The 15,186-nt window shown below is 66.2% G+C and carries 17 protein-coding genes; 5 read left to right on the top strand and 12 right to left on the bottom strand.

All coding sequences use genetic code 11. The features are described from left to right. Window positions 1-19: 19 nt before the first annotated feature. From QN397_RS15335 to QN397_RS15325, 3 genes are read left to right on the top strand one after another with little or no spacing between them, the layout of a single operon-like run. Complete coding sequence (locus QN397_RS15335; RefSeq protein ID WP_323495223.1) at window positions 20-2,134, top strand: ABC transporter permease; 2,115 nt, start codon at window positions 20-22, stop codon at window positions 2,132-2,134. After that, window positions 2,134-3,300, top strand: a complete 1,167-nt coding sequence (locus tag QN397_RS15330) for a strictosidine synthase (protein WP_323501341.1) — start codon at window positions 2,134-2,136, stop codon at window positions 3,298-3,300. The genes QN397_RS15335 and QN397_RS15330 overlap by 1 nt, the downstream gene beginning before the upstream one ends. After that, window positions 3,297-4,856: a sugar ABC transporter ATP-binding protein gene (locus QN397_RS15325; protein ID WP_323495225.1), complete on the top strand. Its 1,560-nt coding sequence runs from the start codon at window positions 3,297-3,299 to the stop codon at window positions 4,854-4,856. The genes QN397_RS15330 and QN397_RS15325 overlap by 4 nt, the downstream gene beginning before the upstream one ends. A gap of 69 nt (window positions 4,857-4,925) precedes the next feature. On the opposite strand, the gene QN397_RS15320 is transcribed toward QN397_RS15325, so the two are convergent. Together QN397_RS15320 and QN397_RS15315 are read right to left on the bottom strand one after the other, a co-directional pair. Then, on the bottom strand, window positions 4,926-5,390 hold the full coding sequence (locus QN397_RS15320; RefSeq protein ID WP_323495226.1) for an SET domain-containing protein: 465 nt from the start codon (window positions 5,388-5,390) through the stop codon (window positions 4,926-4,928). 139 nt (window positions 5,391-5,529) lie between these two features. Then, on the bottom strand, window positions 5,530-5,796 hold the full coding sequence (locus QN397_RS15315; protein WP_323501340.1) for a hypothetical protein: 267 nt from the start codon (window positions 5,794-5,796) through the stop codon (window positions 5,530-5,532). Window positions 5,797-5,854: 58 nt separating this feature from the next. Here QN397_RS15315 and QN397_RS15310 point away from each other — a divergent pair, with 58 nt between their 5' ends. Further along, window positions 5,855-6,505: a response regulator transcription factor gene (locus QN397_RS15310; RefSeq protein WP_323495228.1), complete on the top strand. Its 651-nt coding sequence runs from the start codon at window positions 5,855-5,857 to the stop codon at window positions 6,503-6,505. Next, on the top strand, window positions 6,498-8,273 hold the full coding sequence (locus QN397_RS15305; protein WP_323501339.1) for a hybrid sensor histidine kinase/response regulator: 1,776 nt from the start codon (window positions 6,498-6,500) through the stop codon (window positions 8,271-8,273). The genes QN397_RS15310 and QN397_RS15305 overlap by 8 nt, the downstream gene beginning before the upstream one ends. A 21-nt stretch (window positions 8,274-8,294) precedes the next feature. Here the strand turns inward: QN397_RS15305 and QN397_RS15300 are convergent, their stop codons facing one another. Genes QN397_RS15300 through QN397_RS15255 form a run of 10 tightly spaced genes read right to left on the bottom strand, consistent with a single transcriptional unit; the run spans window position 8,295 to window position 15,173 of the window. Next, window positions 8,295-9,179: a FoF1 ATP synthase subunit gamma gene (locus QN397_RS15300; protein WP_323495230.1), complete on the bottom strand. Its 885-nt coding sequence runs from the start codon at window positions 9,177-9,179 to the stop codon at window positions 8,295-8,297. After that, window positions 9,176-10,708: a F0F1 ATP synthase subunit alpha gene (locus tag QN397_RS15295; protein ID WP_323495231.1), complete on the bottom strand. Its 1,533-nt coding sequence runs from the start codon at window positions 10,706-10,708 to the stop codon at window positions 9,176-9,178. The genes QN397_RS15300 and QN397_RS15295 overlap by 4 nt, the downstream gene beginning before the upstream one ends. Then, entirely contained in the window at window positions 10,692-11,435 is a 744-nt protein-coding gene (locus tag QN397_RS15290) for a hypothetical protein (RefSeq protein ID WP_323501338.1), read from the bottom strand. Before QN397_RS15290 ends, QN397_RS15295 begins: the two co-directional genes overlap by 17 nt. Window positions 11,436-11,450: 15 nt before the next feature. After that, entirely contained in the window at window positions 11,451-11,696 is a 246-nt protein-coding gene (locus QN397_RS15285; protein ID WP_012494624.1) for a F0F1 ATP synthase subunit C, read from the bottom strand. After that, the gene (locus tag QN397_RS15280) at window positions 11,693-12,394 is read right to left on the bottom strand and encodes a F0F1 ATP synthase subunit A (RefSeq protein ID WP_323495233.1); all 702 of its coding nucleotides are present in this window, start codon (window positions 12,392-12,394) and stop codon (window positions 11,693-11,695) included. Before QN397_RS15280 ends, QN397_RS15285 begins: the two co-directional genes overlap by 4 nt. Then, the gene (locus tag QN397_RS15275; protein ID WP_323495234.1) at window positions 12,391-12,690 is read right to left on the bottom strand and encodes an ATP synthase subunit I; all 300 of its coding nucleotides are present in this window, start codon (window positions 12,688-12,690) and stop codon (window positions 12,391-12,393) included. Before QN397_RS15275 ends, QN397_RS15280 begins: the two co-directional genes overlap by 4 nt. Further along, window positions 12,687-12,977 carry an AtpZ/AtpI family protein gene (locus QN397_RS15270; RefSeq protein ID WP_323495235.1) on the bottom strand — a complete coding sequence of 97 codons (291 nt, stop codon included), beginning with the start codon at window positions 12,975-12,977 and terminating at the stop codon, window positions 12,687-12,689. Before QN397_RS15270 ends, QN397_RS15275 begins: the two co-directional genes overlap by 4 nt. Beyond that, a complete protein-coding gene (locus QN397_RS15265) occupies window positions 12,974-13,447 on the bottom strand; it encodes a F0F1 ATP synthase subunit epsilon (RefSeq protein ID WP_323501337.1) in 474 nt (157 codons plus the stop codon). Before QN397_RS15265 ends, QN397_RS15270 begins: the two co-directional genes overlap by 4 nt. After that, window positions 13,444-14,880 carry a F0F1 ATP synthase subunit beta gene (atpD, locus tag QN397_RS15260; RefSeq protein ID WP_323501336.1) on the bottom strand — a complete coding sequence of 479 codons (1,437 nt, stop codon included), beginning with the start codon at window positions 14,878-14,880 and terminating at the stop codon, window positions 13,444-13,446. The genes QN397_RS15265 and atpD overlap by 4 nt, the downstream gene beginning before the upstream one ends. Beyond that, on the bottom strand, window positions 14,877-15,173 hold the full coding sequence (locus QN397_RS15255) for a hypothetical protein (protein WP_323501335.1): 297 nt from the start codon (window positions 15,171-15,173) through the stop codon (window positions 14,877-14,879). Before QN397_RS15255 ends, atpD begins: the two co-directional genes overlap by 4 nt. Window positions 15,174-15,186 lie beyond the last annotated feature (13 nt).

Here is a 15,186-nt window from a genome sequence, read left to right as displayed (position 1 = left end):
GACCGGCTGCGTTCTTGCCATGAATGAAACACTGACGCGGCTGCGTTACCGCTACTGGCCCGACCACTGGGTCGGCGAGATCCTGTCCAAGCGATGGACCGAGACCGCCATCCCGGTGCTGCTGCTCATCGTCGTCGTCATCGCCTCCGGGCGATTGATCGGCAATTTCTACACGCCGGGCGTGCTGGCCGACACGCTCCGGCAGGCCGGCGAGATCGGCCTCATCGTGCTCGGCATGGCGCTGGTGATGATCGTCGGCGGCATCGATCTGTCGGTCGGGTCGATGTTCGCGCTGACCAATTTCTGCGCGCTCATGCTGATGCACGTGCTCAAGTGGCCGGTGGCTTTCGCGGTCCTCGGTACGCTGGTGTGCGGCGCCTGTCTGGGCGCCATCAACGGCTTGCTGATCGGCTACCTGCGGCTGCGCGCGTTTCTCACTACGCTCATCACGCTGATCATCTTCAGGTCGGTGTATGAGATTCTGAGCATGCAGTATTCGACCGAAATCGCCGGCAATCTGCCCGATTCGGAAGTCTGGAATTTTCTGGGCGACGGCACTTTTCTCGGGCTGCCGACGGTGGCTTGGGTCTATGCCGTCGCGGCCATCGGCGGGCACTTGCTGCTGACCCGGCTGCGCCTCGGATGGCACATCATGGCCATCGGTGGCTCACGCCGGTCGGCCTACAACGGTGGCATCGCGGTGCGGCGCACGGTGGCGCTGTGCTATGTGGGCTGCGGCATTCTTACCGGCGCGGGCGGCTGCTTTTTCGCATCGAGACTCGCCACGGCGGGCGCCGACATCGGCGTCGGCATGGAAGTTCTGGTGCTGACGGCGGCGGTGCTCGGCGGCATCAGCCTGGGCGGCGGTCGCGGCTCGGTCACCAAGGCGATGGTCGGCACGCTACTGGTGCTGTTGATTACCAACGGGCTGACCTCGATGTCGGCGCCTGGCGGCGTCATCCGCATGGTGCTGGCGGCCATCCTGGTGCTGGCCGCGGTGATCGATGTGCGCTGGCTGAAGAACCGACAGCGCATCATCAGCAAGGTCTACATCAGCCCGACTTATCACAAGCTCGGCGACGCGCCGGACTGTAGCGAGGAGGCCGCAGGCCGCTATGCGCTGAACAACAAGCTGCGTGACGTGACGCTGATTGGACTCGGACGAATCGAGGCGCCCGAAGACGTCATCCTCGACCGCGAAGACAACCTCTACGCGGGCTCCCGGCACGGCGACATCATCCGTTTCTTTGCGCCTGACTACGAGCGCATGGAAATCTTCGCGCACATCGGCGGCCAACCGCTCGGCATGGCCTTCGACCGCGAGGACAACCTCTATGTGTGCGTCGGCGGCATGGGCCTGTATCGCGTCACGCCACAGCAAAAGGTCGAGCGCGTCACCGATGAAACGAACCGCAGTTGGAGCTCGATCAACGACGACAGCCGGTTGCGGCTGGCCGACGATCTCGACATCGCCGATGATGGCCGCGTGTTCTTCAGCGAAGCCACGGTGCGCTACGAAATGGACGAGTGGCCGGTCGATGGGCTGGAGGCGCGTGGCAACGGTCGCATCGTGTGCTACGACCCACGCGACAACTCGACTCGCACGGTGTTGCGCGACCTCAAGTTCCCCAACGGCATCGCCATCGCGAGCGACGGGCAATCGATCCTGTTCGCAGAAACCTGGGGCTGCTGCGTCAAGCGCTACTGGTTCGACGGACCGAAGAGCGGGCAAGTCGAGATGGTCATTGCCGACCTGCCAGGCTACCCCGACAACATCAACCTGGCATCCGACGGAAACTACTGGCTGGCGCTGGTCGGCATGCGTTCGCCGGCGTACGACCTGGCCATGCGCATGCCGGGCTTTCGCAAGCGCATGGCGTCGCGGTTGCCGGTCGACGAATGGCTTTTTCCCAACATCAACACCGGCTGCGTGCTGAAGTTCAGCGAGGCCGGCGAGGTGCTCGAAACGCTGTGGGATCTCGGCGGCGAGAACCATCCCATGATCACTTCGATGCGCGAGCACAAGGGCCACCTGTACCTCGGCGGCATTTCCAACAATCGCATCGGCCGCTACACGCTGCCCGGAGCCGACCCCGGCTTCAACCAGTACGAGCGCCGCTGGAGGGCTGCCTGATGTTCGACACCATCCGTCAATTCAGCGATCGCGTGCTGGGCCGCGGCGACGCTGCCATCACCGTGCCGGTCATGGACGGCGCGCTTAAGCCCAATCGGGCGCTCGACGATGCCGAGGTGGTCGCGACGCTGCCCGACATCGATGACCTGGCGACCGACGGCCATGCGCTTTTTGCGAGTGCCGGCCCAGTGCTTTACCGACTCGAAGACAAGGGGCTGGTCGAGGTTCATCGATTCGATGCGGTCATTACAGCGCTGGCCGTGCAGTCGACGAATCTTCTGGCTCTGGCGCTGGAGGGCAAGCGGGTCGTTCTGCTCTCGCACGGAGTGAACGGCATGACCGGCCTCGCCACGCTCGAACAGGTCGCCGGCGCGCCGCTCAGCAGCGTGAATGCACTTTCCTTCGACGCCGATGGCGGCTTGTTGTTCAGCGACGGATCAGCTCGGCACGGCCCCGACCAATGGTGCCGCGACCTGATGGAAAAAGGCCAGACCGGCCGCGTCGGCCGCTGGCATGCGGGCGCGAATGGCGGATCAGGCGATGCCGAACTCCTGGCAAGCCGGCTGCAGTATGCGTACGGCGTATTGCCGAAAAGCGGCGAAGCGTCGCAAGGTCGGCAGGGAGACGCGGCGGGGGTGCTCTATAGCGAGAGCTGGCGCCATCGGGTCGTCCAGGGCGCCCCGGATTCGGCCAGCGCATCGTCGGCCGTTAGGCGACCAATGCTCGCCGATCTGCCGGGCTATCCGTCGCGCATGGCGCCTGCTGCACGCGGCGGCTTCTGGCTGACCTGCTTCGTCTGCCGCACGCAGCTCGTGGAGTTCGTGCTGCGCGAAGATGCCTACCGCACGCGCATGCTCGAAAGCGTCGACCCGCGCTACTGGGTCGCGCCGTCGCTGCGATCCGGCACCAGTTACCTGGAGCCGTTGCAGGGCGCCGGCGTCAAGCAGATGGGTGTGCTCAAGCCGTGGGCACCACCTCGCTCTTACGGGCTGGTGCTGCACGTCGATGCGCAAGGGCACACGACAGAGTCGCTGCACAGCCAGGTCGACGGCCAGCACCACGGCATCACCGCAGTCGTCGAGTTCGGCGGTGCGCTGTACGCTGCATCGAGAGGCAGCGGGCGATTGCTGCGCGTGCCGTTGACCGGCCCAGGAGCCATGCAATGACCGACTTGATCAACGCTGCAGAGGCTGCCGCTGTGGCCGCCGCATCCGCACCTTCCGCCGCCGAAGACATCGTTCTCGAACTGCGCGCCGCTACCAAGAAATATGCCGGTGTGCCGGCCATCGAAGACGTGTCGTTCACGCTGCGGCGGGGCGAGATCCATGCGCTGCTCGGCGAGAACGGCGCCGGCAAGTCGACGCTGACCAAGGTGATGGCCGGCGTGGTGCCGCTGTCGGGCGGGCAGATGCTGGTGGAGGGGCAGCCGGTCGAGCTGCGTACGCCGCTCGAGGCGCGGCACCGCGGCATCGCGATGGTGTTCCAGGAGACGAGCCTGGTGCCGACGATGACGGTGGCACAGAACCTCTATCTGGGGCAAGAGGCTTTCTACAACCGCCTGCGCGGCGTCTACATCTCGGCGCAGCAGTTCCTGCAGTCGCTGAACTTCGACGTCGATCCGACCGCGACCGTTGGCATGCTCGGCGCGGCCAAGAAGCAGATGGTGGAGATCGCCCGCGCGGTGCTGCACCAGGCCCGCATCATCATCTTCGACGAGCCGACCGCCAGCCTGACGCCGGAAGAAAAGAAGTACTTCTTCGACCTGATCTTCAACTTGAAAGCGCGCGGCGTTTCGATCATCTTCATTTCGCACGCACTCGAGGAGGCGCTGCTGTTGGCCGACCGCATCACCGTGTTGCGCGACGGCCATCACGTGGTCACCGACGACAAAAAGAATTTCGACCGCACGCGCATCGTGCAGGCGATGGTCGGGCGCGACCTCTCGCAAACGCTCTACGGCCAGAAGAAGACGACGGTGCGGCCGCGTGGCGAATGCCTGCTGTCGGTGCGCAATCTGCGCATGGCGTCGATGGTCAAGAACAACTCGCTATCGGTCTTCGCGGGCCAGATTACCGGCGTGTTCGGGCTCGTCGGTGCCGGCCGTACCGAAACCTTCAAAGTGGTGGCCGGGCTTATCAAGCGCGATTTCTTCCACGGCGGCGAGGTGCTGCTGCGCGGTAAGCCGGTGCGTTACAAGGTCGCGCGATCCGCGGTACGCGACGGCATTGCCTACATCACCGAAGACCGAAAGATCGAAGGCTTCTTCGAGACCATGTCGATCTCGCAGAACATCTACATGGGCTGGCTGGGAAAGCTCGGCAGCGCTTTCGGCGTGGTGTCGGGTGCCAAGGCCAAGGCGGTGGGGGAGCACTGGATCAAGCTGTTGAACGTGCGCGCCATCAGCAAGGACGTAAAGGTGATCGAGCTGTCGGGCGGCAACCAGCAGAAGGTGGTGATCGCCAAGTCGCTGGTGCAGGACCCCGACATCATCATCTTCGACGAGCCGACCCGCGGCGTCGACGTGGGCGCCATCGCCGAGATCCATGCGGAGATCAATCGGCTGGCCGACGCCGGCAAGGCTGTGGTGGTGATCTCGTCCTACTTGCCCGAGGTGCTGGCGTTGTCGGACCGCGTCCTGGTCGCCAAGCAGGGCAAGGTGGTGACGGAGTTTTCGGCGACCGAGGCGACGCAGGAAAAGATCATGTACGCGGCGATCCACTGACGCCGACCCACCGACGCCGACCCACTGACGCCGACCCACTGACGCCGTTAGGCGCCAGTGCTCACCAGGTCAGACCGGCCCGAGCAGCGTGCCGCGGCACCCCGCCGATTTGCAGTAGCACGGGTAGCCCGTGCGGGGCTCCGACTCATCGACGGTGAGCGCGTAGTCGATGAAGAGTTCGTCGCCCGCGCGCACCGGCTTGATGGTGCGCACTTCGAGCACGATACGGCGCCCCTTTCGCTGGACCTCGACCGCCTCGCAGTTGGGCTCGCATGCATGGTTGAGGTGCCGCGTCGCGTTGCCGCCGTCGGCGCCGTCGATCAGCGTGCCGTCCGAGAGGCCGAAGAGATAGGTGAGGCTGGAGTCCCAGTCCACCGCCTCGGCCTGTTCGGCGCTGTAGCGGCGACCCGCGTACTGGCCCAGCTTGGTGCCGACTGGCAAGTCTTGCGACGCGAAGGCGCCGAGTCCGTGAACGCCGCTGTCATGGACTTCCACGCCGGGAAGTGAAAGGGCGGTGAGATCGATCTGAATCATGAAGATGAGTAAAGCAAAAAACGGCCCATTCCGACAAGCGGTCGGCGGGCAAAGAAGTGGAGGACGAGAGGCAAAGGCAAAGGCAAGAGCCAAGGTGGGGGGCAGAAAGCAGAAGTTGTTCGTTGTGCCGGACTGCGCCTCAGCTCCGATCCAGCACCAGCCCGGCGCATAACGCCACGCCGACCACGTAGAGCATCCAGGTGCGCGATATCGCATATGGATAGAGCATCAGCGCGACGCCGAGCCACAAGGTACGCGGCTTCTTCTGCTTGCGCCCGTAGCGGAATGCGACCCACCCGACCAGCCCGAAAATGATGGCACCCACGATGTACGCCGGGCTCGGCAACTCGAGTCCGAGCGATTGAAGTGCAGCCAGGTCATCCATCGCGCCGATCGTAATCGGCAAACCGGGGCGTTCCCGCGCTTCACAAAATCTCACCGATACTCGCGCCCGGAGGTAGAGGATGAACGTACTGATGGTCGACGACCACATGATGTTTTTGCAGGGCATGAAGAACCTGCTGAATGTGCTGGTGCCCGAACTGCGCGTCGAGACCACCGGCGACATGATGCAGGCCACTGCGCTGGTGCAGCGCACGCCTTTCGATCTGGTGCTGCTCGACTGGCATTTAAACGATGGCGACGGCACCCAATCGATTCGCCGTCTCCGCGACGCTGGCTGCATGGCGCGCGTCGTGGTTTTGTCGGGCGAAACCAATGCGGCACTGATCCGCCAGTCCGTCGAACTCGGCGCGGCTGGCTTTATTCCCAAGAAGTACAGCTCCGAGATGATGGTTGCAGCGCTGCGCAACGTGCTGGCGGGCCGGATCTTCTTGCCGTCCGAAGCGCTCGACGGCAGCGCAGACCGTGGCGACCAGCCTGCCACTGTCACTGCTACCGTCGCCGACCCGCGTCTCTCGAACCTCACCGTGCGGCAGATGGACGTTTACCGCGCAGCGACCCGTGGTTTGCCCAACAAGCTGATCGCGCGCCAGCTCGACATCGCCGAATCGACCGTCAAGGCGCACCTCACGGCTGTGTTCAGCGCGCTGGGCGTTCGCAACCGCACCGAAGCCGCCTACCAGGCGTCGCGCGAGGGCGTGCGGGTTGACTGAGGCATCGCGCGAGGCGAGCGTCGAGCGTCGCATCGCCGAGCGGCGCGTGGCGTTGATGACCCAGTATTCGCGCCGTCTGCCGGCGGTCTACATCGGCTACATCGTTATCGCCGTGGTCGCGGTTCGGCAAGGCCTGCACCTCTGGCCCTGGGTCTGGCTCGCCTGCACAGGCGCGGTGATGGTCTACCGCTTCAGCCTCGGTCGCACCGTCGAGAGAATGAAGTCGGTCGAAGAGCGTATCGCCGCACTCCCGAAACTGGTGCGCGGCTTCACGATGAACGGGCTGGCGACCGCGCCCATCGTGCCGCTGGCCTTCACCGCGCCCGACAACGTCGCGCCGCTGCTGGTCGGCATCATGCTGGTGGCGGGTTGCGCGGTGGGTGCGGCGTCGGTCGCCGGTTCGCAGCGCGCCTTCATCGGGTTTTGCAGCCTGACCTTCTTGCTGATGGCCGTCGGCTGGGCCTGGCGCGGCGAGACGCTGGGCATTGCGCTGTGTATCGGCATCGTCACCATGTACCTCGTCTTGCTTGCCAGCGTGCGCGACCATGGGCGCAATCTGAAGGAGCTGATGGGGCTGGTCGAAGACAACGCCCGGCTTTCTGACGCGGTCGAGGCGGAGCGCGACCGTGCCGAGGCGGCGAGCGAAGGCAAAACGCGTTTTTTTGCCGCGGCCAGCCACGACCTGCGACAGCCGCTGCATGCGCTGTCGATCAACGCGACCACGCTCGACATCCTGGCCGAGCGCGGCACCGACACCTTGCTGAAAGAGGTGAGTCGCGGCATCGGCAGTGCACTGCGCCAGAGCAGCGGGCTGCTCGACGGCCTGCTCGATATTTCTCGCCTCGACGCGCACTCGATTCACGCCGATCTCGCGGCACACGACATCGGCGCACTGCTGCGGGCGGTGCGCGACGAGTATCTGGCGCTGGCCACCCAGCAGGGCCTCGGGCTCGAGCTCCGATTGCCGGACGAGCCGTTGTGGGGCCGCACCGACGGCGACCAGCTGATGCGCATTCTCGGCAACCTGATGAGCAACGCGATCAAGTTCACCCGGCGCGGCGGCATCACGCTGTCGGCGCAGCGCGAGCCCGATGGCCGCTTGCAGATCGAGGTGGCGGACACCGGCACCGGCATCCCGGCGGATCAGCGCGAGCGCGTGTTCGAGGAGTTCTATCAGCTCGGCAATCGGTCTCGCGACCGCTCGCAGGGTTTGGGTTTGGGGCTGGCGATCGTGCGACGCACGGCGGCCCTGCTGAAGCTGGATGTGGCGCTCGACAGCGAGCCGGGCCGCGGCACCACCTTCACGCTGCGCATGGATGCCGCCGAGCCGGAGCAGCACGACATGGCGCACGATGCCGGCACTACGCCGCGTGCGTCCGACGGCCGAAAGCTGGTCGTGCTGCTGGTCGACGACGAAGCCGAAGTGCGCTCCGCGCTGTGCACCTACCTGGCGCAGATCGGCTGGTCGGTCGAGGGCGTCGAAAGCGGTGCTGCGGCGGAGCAGGTGCTGCGAAGCGGCTTCATGCCCGATGTGCTGGTGGTCGACTTTCGCCTGTTGAAGGAAACGGCTCTCGACGTGATCGATCGACTGCGCCGGCTGCTCCCCGCATTGCCGGCCGTGATCGTGACCGGGGAAACGGCGCCCGCGCGCTTCATCGAGCTGTCGGCGGCTGCGACCCGTGTGTTGCACAAGCCACTTGCCGGCGAGCTGCTCGCGCGCACTTTGCAGGACGTGGTGGCGGCCGCGCCGTGCCCCACCCCGGCCTGACCTGCCGATCTGCCTGTGCTGTCAGCAGCGCGCGGCGGCCGTGGCGCCGGCCGCCAGCTCGATGATTTCGGCGGTGATCTCGTCCTGACGCACACGCCGCTGCGTCGCTTGCAACGCCGCCAGTCGTTGGTCGACCTGGTGGCGTGCGGCTGCCATCGCTTCCATGCGCGCTTCGTTTTCGGCGGCGAACGCATGGAGCGCGGCCCGACAGATTTCGGCGTAGAGGTAGTCCTCTGCGAGCGCCACGACCAGGCCGGATGGCGCGAGGTTGAGCAATGGCCGCTCGGCATTTTCGGGGCGCGGAAATAGGCTGAAATCGACAGGGAACAGGCGCTGGCGTCTCACATGCACGCCGTGGCCGGGCTGCCATTGGCTGGAGATCACATCGAGCGTGTCGATGGCGCCGATCGCTATGCGCGCATACAGCGCCTGGACAACGCGCTCGGCCAGCTTGGGGATGGCAGAAGAATGCGAGGGCATCGCCGCTTGCCAGGCCACCGAGACGCCACGTGACGCAGCGACTGCGCTTCCACGCGTGCCGATCAAGAAGACTTCTGGCTGTGCTGCGTCGGCGCCTTCTGCAGGGCCCGAGTAAGAGCCAGAGCGTGTATTCAGGGTGTCGAACACACGCTCGCTGAACGCACCGGCAAAGCCTTGTTCCGCCGTGAAGACCAGCAAGGCAGGCCGCGTAGGGCGCGGCGCAACGGATGACGGGTCGGCTGCTTCGAAATCGAGCGCGCGGCCCATCGCTGCAGCAATCGTTTGTGCATACGCATCGACCGCCGCCAGCTGGTTGCGCGCCTGCTGCGCACGTGCCGCAGCGACGCCGCGCATCGCGTTGACCACGGCGCCGAGTTGCCGCACGCCGTCGATGCGCGCATCGATGTCGGCGAGGCGTTCGGTCATGGCAGGACAGCGGTGACGTAGTGCTTGAGCGCATCGAGCAGCGACTCGCGCTGTGCGTCGTCCAGCTTGCCGTTGTCTTGCACCGCTTGCACAGCGTTGGGCGCGTCGCGGTCCATCGCGTCGGCGAGGCCCGCCCTGAACTCCGCGATGGTCGCCAGCGGCACCGCATCGAGCAGCCCTGCCTGCACCGCCAGCACCAGCGCGACTTGGTCGGCGAGCCGCAGTGGTGCATGCTGCGGCTGGTTCAGGATGGCGCGAATGCGGGTACCGCGCGCCAGCTGGTTGCGCACGCGGGTCTCCACCATAGCGCCGAAGCGGGTGAACATTTCGAGCTCCAGGAACTGCGAGTAGTCGAGCCGCAGCGTGTCGGCTGCCTTGCGCAGCGCCGGCGCCTGCGTCTTGCCTCCGACCCGGCTCACGCTGGTGCCGACGTCGACCGCGGGCTTGTGCCCTTCATGGAACAGGTTGGCGTCGAGGACGACCTGGCCATCGGTGATCGAGATCAGGTTGGTCGGAATGAAGGCGCTCAAATTGCCGGCATCGGTCTCGGCGATCGGCAGCGCAGTGAGCGAGCCGCCGCCTTTTTCCGGAGACAGCTTGGCGGCGCGCTCGAGCAGCCGCGCATGCACGTAGAACACGTCGCCCGGGTACGCTTCACGGCCCGGCGACTGGCGCGTGAGCAGGGCGATCTCGCGGTGGCTCGCAGCGTGCTTGCTGAGGTCGTCGATGACGATGAGCGCATGCTGGCCGCGGTCCCGAAAGTACTCCGCCATCGTGAAGCCGGCGAAGGGCGCGATCCACTGCAACCCGGCCGAGCTGGACGCACCCGCCACCACCACGATGCAGCGCTCCGGTGCACCCAGCGTCTGGATCGCCTCGATCGCGCGCCGCACCGCCGAACTCTTCTGCCCGACCGCGACGTACACGCAAACGATGTCGCTGTTCTTCTGGTTGATGATGGTGTCGATGGCGATGGTGGTCTTGCCGCTGGCCCGATCGCCGACGATCAGTTCCCGCTGGCCACGCCCGAGCGCGAACAAGGCATCGATCACCAGCAGGCCGGTCTGCACCGGCTGCGTCACCAGGTCGCGGTCGATGATGTCGGGCGCCGGCCGCTCGATCGGCTCCCTCGTGTGGCGGGCAAGCGGTCCCTTGCCGTCGAGCGGCCGGCCGAGCGAATCGACCACGCGGCCGAGTAGCGCCGGACCGACCGGCACGCGCACCACGTCGCCGCTGCCACGCACCGCATCGCCGGCCTCGATGGCATCGACGGCGTCGAGCAGAACGCAGCCGATGCGGTCGCGCTCGAGCACCTGCGCGAAGCCGAACTGGCCCTTGTCGAAGCGCAGCAATTCGTCGAGCCGGATGTCGGGCAGACCCGAGACGAACGCGATGCCGTCGGCCACTTCTTCGACACGGCCGATCTGCTCGGCGCGCGGCGCGAGCACCGTGGCGGCGAGTTTGCCGCGCGACTGTTCTAGCCACGCGTCAGCGCGGACATCGTCCTTCAGGTCAGGCGACGATGTCATGGGCCAGCTCCGAGCGGATGTGTTGCAGGTCGGCGCGCCAGCTGTTGCTGACGAGCAGACGCGGGCCACGCAGTTCGAGCCCCGCGACCAGCGCCGGCTCGACGGCGAAGACGAACTGCGGCGCGGCGCCGAGTGCTTCGGCGATCTGCTGGCGCGCACGGTCTGCATCTTCGGCCGCGAGCGGTGCGGCACTCACGACGTCGAGCGCTACGCCTGCAGCCGCGATGCCGTGGCGCTCCGCCTCGGACAGTGCGCGAAGCTTGTCGAGCAAGCGAACCAGAAACGCGGCTTGCAGAGCAGGACCGGCCAGCGGCGCACAAAGGCGCGAGGCGATGTCGATAGCCAATGCGCTGGCACTGCCGCGCCACGCGCTTTCGGCGGCGGCCTTCTCCTTCGCAGCGGCTTCGTGTGCTCTGGCTTCGAAGTCCGTGGCTTGCTGCATCGCTGCTTCGATGCGCGCGGTGTGCGCCAGCTCGGCAGCGGCGTGGGCGTCGGCCAGGAGGGTGTTGCGCTCCTCGACAAATCCGGCGCGTGTGCGGGCGATGTCGGCGAGTGCCGCAGCCGCCAAGGCGCGTTGTGCCTCCGCATCGGCCAGCGTCTGGCCCGCTGCGACTCGACGCTGTTCGATCATGGCCGACACCGGCTTCCAGAAGAAGTGCCCGAGCAGCCAGACCAGCACCAGAACGTTGACGGCCTGAAAGCCGAGCGTCCACCAATCGACGGTCATCGCGTCACTTTCGCGTCACTTCAAGAGCGGGTTGGCGAAGAGCAGCAGCAGGGCGATTACCAGGCAGTAGATCGCCATGGTCTCGATCATTGCCAGCCCGACGAAGAGCGTGCGCGAGATCGTGTTGGCCGCCTCGGGTTGCCGCGCGATGGCGTCCATGGCGGCGGCGACTGCGCGACCCTCCGCGAGCGCCGGGCCGATGGCCCCGAAAGAGACCGCGAGCGCAGCCGAGACGATGCTGATGAAAGCCAGCCAGTTCATGGTGAAGTCCTTGGGTCTGAAATTGATGGGGATGGGGTGTTGGCTTCTTCGACCGCGCTGGCGATGAACACCATCGCCAGCACCGCGAAGATGTACGCCTGCACGGCGCCGGTGAGCAGGTCGAGCGCCATCAACGGAATCGGCACCAGCAAGCCGGCCAGCGACGCGACGATGCCCACGACGAACACGCCGCTCATCACGTTGCCGAAGAGGCGCACCAGCAACGAGAAGGCCCGAGTGATGCTCTCGATGAAGTTGAGCGGAATCATGATCGGATTGGGCGCCGCGAAGGTCGCCAGGTAACCGCGAACGCCGACGGTGCGGACGCCGTACCAGATGACCGAAAGAAAGACGAGGAGGGCGAGCGCGGCATCGGTCTCGAGCCGCGCGGTCGGTGGTTCGATCCCCGGCACCAGCGACGACCAGTTCGAGACGAAGATGAAGATGAACAGCGTGCCGATGAAGGCGCGGTACGGCGCCGGCGCGACGCGCATGGTGTCGCGGATCTGGCTGTCGACGACTTCCACGATCATCTCGAAGGTGGCTTGCGTGGCCGACGGCACCAGCTTCAGTCGACGGCGAATCGCGATGGCGCCGAGCACCAGCACGGCCATGATCGCCCAAGTGATGAGCACGGCGGCGGCGATCGGCACCGACCCGACGCGGAACAGCGGCGCGCTGGTGAGCGGCGAAATCAAGCGGCTTTCTCCTTCCGCGGCGATACGTCTTCGACGCGGCGCATGCGCCGGACCGAGACGAGGCGGGCGATGAAAATTCCCAGGGCCGTCGCAAGCAGCGGCAGTGCGCCTTCGAGCGCCACCGGCACGAGCACCGCACCCAGCAAAACGAAGCGGCCGATCGACAGCGCGATCACTTTGCTGATGGGTGCGCCGCGCGCGAACATGCGCGCGTTGCGCCACAGGCCGTAAAAGTACAGCCACCCCAGACCGAAGCCGACCGCCAGATGGGCCGCGAGCAGAAGCGCGGTGCTCATGTGGACTTCATCCATTTCCACGCCGACCAGCATCCGAGGCCGAGGCCTGCCAGCAGCAGCGGCGCGGTACAGAAAACGCCCGAGCTGAACTTGCCGTCGAGCCAGCGGCCGAGGAACACACCGAGCAGCGTGGGCGTGACGATCATCCAGCCGAGCACGCCGATCTGTGCAAGACGGCGCCCGACGGACGGCTCGCCTTCAGCCTGCGACTTGCGGTGGCGCTCGCTGCGCAGGCGGCTCTCCTGCACCAACGGGTCGTCATGTTCGGGGGGCGGCGATGCACTCATGCCGAACGTCCCGAACGTCTGGCTTGCGCCGATGGCCCGTACCCCATCGGCGCGCGTGAACGCAAGTGGCGCATGAGCTGCCGAATCGCGTTGAGCTGCAACTGCGCGCTCGCCACGTGCTCGACGCGCTCGGCGTCGAGGTCGGTGCGAAAACGCGTCAGTACCTCTTCGTCGAGCGTCGCGAGGTCGGTCCCCACGACTGCTTCGCGCGTGGCGATGGCGATGGTCTGGCCGTTGGAGACAGAGAAGACGCCGCGCCGGACGGCGCAGTAGTTTCGGTCGGCGGATTCGCTCCGCTCGCTTCCGGGTACTCCGTTCGTCCAGCTCACCACCGATATCGCGAGGCTGGTCAAAAAATCCGCATGGCCGGCGAAGATGCCGAAGCTGCCGCTGGCGTCTTCGGCGCGCAGCGAGTTCACCTGATCGTCTTCGACCACGATGGTGAGGGGCGTGGTGATGCGCAGCTTCATGCGGGTTGTGTCGCCGCGGTGGCTGCCGCGGCCGCCTGCTCCTTCTGCCGCGCCTCGTCGAGCGTGCCCACCATGTAGAGCGAGCTTTCGGACCAGCTGTCGCACTCGCCGTCGAGGATGGCGCGGCAGCCAGCCAGCGTATCGGCGAGGACGACGCTGCGGCCGGGCGTGCCGGTAAAGGCTTCGGTCACCGTAAAGGGCTGCGTCAGAAAACGCTGCAACCGGCGCGCGCGCGTCACGGTCAGCCGGTCTTGCGCACCCAGCTCTTCGACGCCGAGCAGCGAGATGATGTCCTGCAGTTCCTTGAAGCGCGCGAGTGCCTCACGCACGTTTTCTGCCAAACGGTAGTGCGCCTCTCCGACGACCAGTGGATCGAGCAACGCCGATGACGACGCCAGCGGGTCGATGGCCGGATAGAAGCCCTGCGCCGCGGCGTCGCGCGAGAGCATCACGATGCTGTCCATGTGGCTGGAGATCGTCGTCACCGCAGGGTCGGTGAAGTCGTCGGCCGGCACATAGACCGCCTGGATCGCCGTGACCGAGGCACCCGCCACCGAGGCGATCCGTTCCTGCAGCGAAGCGACTTCGGTCGCGAGCGTCGGCTGATAACCGACGCGCGACGGCAGCCGGCCGAGCAGGCTCGACACTTCGCTCCCGGCCTGCACGAACCTGAAAACGTTGTCCATCAACAGCAGCACGTTCTGGTGCTTCTGGTCCCGAAAATACTCGGCGATCGTCAGTGCCGTGAGCGGCACGCGCCAGCGCGCACCGGGTGGTTCGTTCATCTGGCCGTACACCAGCACGGTGCGCGGCAGCACCCCCGAGCCGCGCATGTCGTTGAGCAGTTCGTGCCCTTCGCGCGACCGTTCACCGACGCCGGCAAACACCGAGATGCCCTGGTACTTCTCGACCATCGAGTGGATCAGCTCCATCACCAGCACCGTCTTGCCGACACCGGCACCACCGAACATCGCAGCCTTGCCGCCCTGCGCCAGCGGCGTCAGCAGGTCGATGATCTTGATGCCGGTTTCGAAGACGGTATTGCCCGACGTGCCTTGCGCCAGCGTCGGCGGCAATGCGTGGATGGCGCGCCGCGGTGTGTCGGCCGGCAGGGCAGGGCCGCGGTCGCGCACGGCACCGACAACATCGAGCAGGCGCCCCAACACTGCATCGCCGACCGGTACCGAAATGGATTGGCCGGTGGTGCGCACTGCGGTGTTGCGCGCGAGGCCGGCCGTCGGTTGCAACGCGATGGCGCGCACCGTCGCAAGGTCGAGATGGCCGTGCACTTCGAGCACGAGCGGCTCGCCTCGGTCCCAGTCGATTTCGAGCGCGGTGTGAATGGCAGGCAGTGCGCCTTGGTCGAAGCGCACATCGATCACGGCACCACGCACCGCCACGACGCGGCCTTGCGGTGCGCTCACGGAGGTCATGGGCCGGCAACGATTGGCGACGGGCCCACTGCGGGAGGGATGGTGGTCGGAGCCGCTGTCGAGGCCACCGCGACCTCATCGCGCATCAGGGCGGCCAGGCCCAGCGCCGTGATTTGCATGACGGTCGCGTGCCCGGAGTAGATCGTGTGGCCCGCCCCATGCCGCAGCGGGGGCAGATCGGCGTCGATCAGGTGCGACATGCGCAGCACGATGCACTTCTCGATGTCGCTTTGGGCGTGCAGGTCGATCGGAAGCAGCGAGCAGCGGAGCCGGCGCAACAGGTTCATCGGCATGATCTTCTCCTTG

Source organism: Variovorax sp. RTB1, from assembly GCF_035018765.1.
In the GTDB taxonomy this organism is placed as follows: domain Bacteria; phylum Pseudomonadota; class Gammaproteobacteria; order Burkholderiales; family Burkholderiaceae_C; genus Variovorax.
This window is presented reverse-complemented; position numbering and strand designations above follow the sequence as displayed.